This is a genomic window from Thermoflexus sp., assembly GCF_025055495.1.
Lineage (GTDB): Bacteria > Chloroflexota > Anaerolineae > Thermoflexales > Thermoflexaceae > Thermoflexus.
On record NZ_JANWXB010000304.1, the window covers coordinates 1 to 2,395 of the forward strand.

The 2,395-nt window shown below is 59.8% G+C and carries 2 protein-coding genes; both read right to left on the reverse strand.

Annotated elements, in window-relative coordinates:
* Nucleotides 1-9: 9 nt before the first annotated feature.
* Nucleotides 10-930: an ABC transporter permease gene (locus tag NZM16_RS09580; RefSeq protein ID WP_295480155.1), complete on the reverse strand. Its 921-nt coding sequence runs from the start codon at nt 928-930 to the stop codon at nt 10-12.
* A gap of 11 nt (nt 931-941) precedes the next feature.
* Nucleotides 942-2,060 carry an ABC transporter permease gene (locus tag NZM16_RS09585; RefSeq protein WP_295480157.1) on the reverse strand — a complete coding sequence of 373 codons (1,119 nt, stop codon included), beginning with the start codon at nt 2,058-2,060 and terminating at the stop codon, nt 942-944.
* Between the last annotated feature and the right edge of the window lie 335 nt (nt 2,061-2,395).

A 2,395-nucleotide genomic window follows, 5' to 3' on the forward strand; every position in this document is an offset into this window, starting at 1 on the left:
GAGCGCTCCTCAACGCTTCAGGCGCGGATCCAGCGCATCCCGGAGGCCATCGCCCACAAAGTTGAAGGAGAGCGAGGTGAGGAAAATGCAGAACCCCGGGATGATCGCTTTGAAAGGTTGGGTCCACATATCGGCCTGGGCATTGTTCAACATATTCCCCCATGTAGGAACAGGGGGCTGAACCCCGAAGCCCAGGAAGCTGAGGGCCGCTTCCAGGATGATCACCGAGCCCAGGCTCAAAGTCGCGCTGACGATAATGGGAGCCATTGCATTAGGGATCATGTGGCGGATCACGATCTGTAGGTCCGACATCCCGAGAGCCCGCGCGGCCTCGGTGAACGTCTGCTCCCGCAGCGACAGCACCACCCCTCGCACCAACCGCGCCGATCCCATCCAGCCGAATATGCTCAGCACCAGGATAATGATCACCACGCTGCTCCACTCGCGGGTCAGGCCAGGGATCGTGATATCGCTCAGGAGAGCGGAGACGGTCAGCAGAAGGGGCAGAAGGGGAAGCGTCAGCATGAAGTCCACCACCCGCTGGATGATGTTGTCCAGCCATCCCCCGAAGTAGCCTGAAATCGCCCCGATCAGTGCCCCTGTGGTCTGGCTGATCAGCGTGACCACAAAGGCCACTGTTAGGGAGATCCGGGCCGCGTGCATCAACCGGGAGAGCACATCCCGCCCCAGCTCATCCGTCCCCAGCCAGTGGGCGGGGGAAGGGCCCGCGTTCTTCAGCAGCAGATTCTGGGCATAAGGATCATAGGGGGCGATCCAAGGGGCCAGCGCCGCAATCAGAGTGAAGGCCAGCAGGATCACCGCCCCCACCAGGGCCACCCGGTGACGACGGAACCGCCGCCAGACAATCAGCAGATAACTTTCTTCCCGAACCGTCAGAAGGGCTTCCGCCCGAAGCTCCGCCGTAGCCATCCATCACCCCCTCACTCCAGCCGGATCCGGGGATCCACAATGGTGTAAAGGATATCCGCCAGCAGATTCGCGAACACCACCAGCAAAGCGGTGATGAACAGCAGCGCCATCACCACCGGCCAATCATCCGCTTGCAAAGCGTCGTAATACAGCCGCCCCATGCCCTTGTAGTTGAAAATCGTCTCCGTGAGCACCGCTCCGCTGAAAATACTCGGAATCTCCAGGGTCAGAATGGTCACGATCGGAATGAGGGCGTTACGCAGCGCGTGCTTCATAATCACCACCCGCTCCACCAGCCCCTTCGCCCGGGCCGTGCGCACATAATCCTGGCGCAACACCTCCAGCATGGAGGACCGAGTATAACGGCTCCATCCGGCCATATACAACAAGCTCAGCACAATGGTGGGCAGGATCAGATGGACCGCACGATCCAGCGGGGAACCCGGGGTGGCGCCCAACACGTAAAGGAGGCTCCCGGGCTGAGGCGGACGCAGGCTGAAAGTGTTCCCGGTGGGCAAATACGGCAAACCGAAGACCTGATACCAGGGGGAACGGGGGCCGCTGAAGATAAAGATCATCATGAGCCCGAACCAGAAGACAGGCATCGCCGTGCCAAAGAACGCAAAGGTGGTGGCCGCATAGTCCAGCAGGGAATATTGCTTCACCGCCGAGTAGATCCCGATGGGAATGGCCACCAGCAGGGAGAGAAGCGTGGCGGAGGTCATCAGAAGCAATGTGTTCGGAAGCCGGAACCAAATTAGATCGATGACCTTCTGCCCAGATGCCAGGCGCCAGGAATCGCCGCAATCAAAACGAATCACCCCTCGTGTGCACTCGGCGGGGATCTCCCGACAACTGGTCCGCTGAAGGGATTTCAACCCCACCTCATCCAGCCAGTCCTCCCCTAACAACCAGACGATATAACGCCAGTGCAGCGGCCGGTGCAGTCCCAGGAATTCCTCGATCCTCCGGATCTCCTCCGGGCTCAATCGACTTTTCCGATCCGCCCCTAGATTGATCCCGCTTAAGGGTCCACCGGGAGCCAGGTTCATAATGGCATAAATCGCCATGGAAGAAAGGAGAATCACCACCATCATTTGAAACAAACGACGGATCAGGTAATTAACCATTCTTCCCTCCTCAATCGCCCTAATCACAAATCGTCCCAACAGAGAAGTTTTTCCGAGAGCATAGGCCGCCTTCGGCGGCCCACATCCCTAAAACTATCCCGGGATCTCAGGACGCCTCCGATGTTCCAGACTGCACCTCAAAGGCATCCGGTGAACGCCTATCCCCCCGGATCCTCCCTTCCGGCGGGCCCTTTCTTCCCCCTCCCTACGGCCCAGGGGGCTGTGGGGAGGGGGACTAAAAAATCCCCCGGTGGCGGGGGGGGGGGGGCGGCCCCCCCCCCCCCCCCCCCCCAAACACCACAAAAAAAAAAAGAGAAAACAAAAACCGCGGGAGC

Bases quoted from the DNA above. Each gene is read 5' to 3' on its own strand.
- NZM16_RS09585 (WP_295480157.1), bottom strand. From the start codon at position 2,060: ATGGTTAATTACCTGATCCGTCGTTTGTTTCAAATGATGGTGGTGATT.
- NZM16_RS09580 (WP_295480155.1), bottom strand. From the start codon at position 930: ATGGCTACGGCGGAGCTTCGGGCGGAAGCCCTTCTGACGGTTCGGGAA.